Annotated in this window: 1 pseudogene; it reads right to left on the minus strand. The window is 47.5% G+C overall.

Annotated features, from left to right (window positions below):
* Window positions 1-1,137: pseudogene (locus R7P72_RS25355) on the minus strand (DNA translocase FtsK); the annotation flags it as partial.

Consider the following 1,137-nt stretch of genomic DNA (forward strand, 5'->3'; position numbering starts at 1 on the left):
TCAAGCGCTTCACGATCGATGAAGTTTTCACGTTTTTCCGGATGGTAAAGCAATTCAAGTGTTGGCAGCGGCTCTTCTGGCACTGGTAAATTCTGTTCTTGCTTCATCAAGAATGGGTTTTGCGTCGCGGCAACTTTTGCTTGCGCGCTGGATACCATGCTTTGGAATGCGACAACATCTTGATCGCCATCTTGCACTTCCTCAACCTCAACTTCTTGTGGCGCTGGTTCAAACACTACACTCGGCTCAGGTGTCTGTTCTGGTTGAATTTGAGAAACCGATTGTGGTTGAACTATAGGTTGAGGCTCTGGTGAACGCGACTGAGGTTGAGGAGCAACATATGCCTCCTCTTCATCTACTACATCAAAATCAGAGATAATTGGTTCAATATGTTCACTTGGCTCAGCGTGGTCGGTAATGTCATCAAGCGCACGAGTGTCAATAACAGGCTCTTCGTGTGGCGTTGGTTCCACATGGAGTTGCTGTTCTTGCTGAGCAGCAAACTGTTCATACTCTTCATAGCTTGATTCTCGTTGAGGCGTATCGTGTTCAACAACCTCTTCATGCTTGGCTTGCACCTGCTCTTGATAGACTGCGTTTGTATCCGCATAAGATTGGCTTGTTTGTTCTTCTGACGCCCAATCATCTGCTTGCTGCGCTGCTGCTTCCAACTCTTCGATGGTTACGTTCAGCTGCTTGGTACGCTCAACCATTGGATCCACGTTATCTGTGCTGACCGCTTTAAGTTGTGGTTCTGGTTCAACATACGTTGGCGTCGCATTTACTGCCGAAACTCGTTGAGGTTGGGGCTCTGGCGTAGGTTTTACCGCAGACGTTTCTGATTTGGCTTGCGGCATATATATAGGATATTCGTGTACTGCCGCTTTCTCTTTTGGTTCTTCAACTTCGTAAGCCGTTAAGTGAGGAAGCGTCTCGTCGTCTTGTTGATCGTCTTCAACGTGTTTTGTTGATACTTTATCCTCAACAAACTCATCAAGCTGAGGCTCTAGCGTCTCTTGTTCTGAACCTCTGAACTTATTCGCGATGGCAGCCAATACCGCTAACGAGCGATCACCAAGCCATTCAACGATGTTCAGCCAAGAAATCCCCGTAAACAGAGTAAAGCCAGCCCCCCAC

It is taken from the genome of Vibrio sp. Vb0888 (assembly GCF_033338835.1).
GTDB lineage: Bacteria > Pseudomonadota > Gammaproteobacteria > Enterobacterales > Vibrionaceae > Vibrio > Vibrio alginolyticus.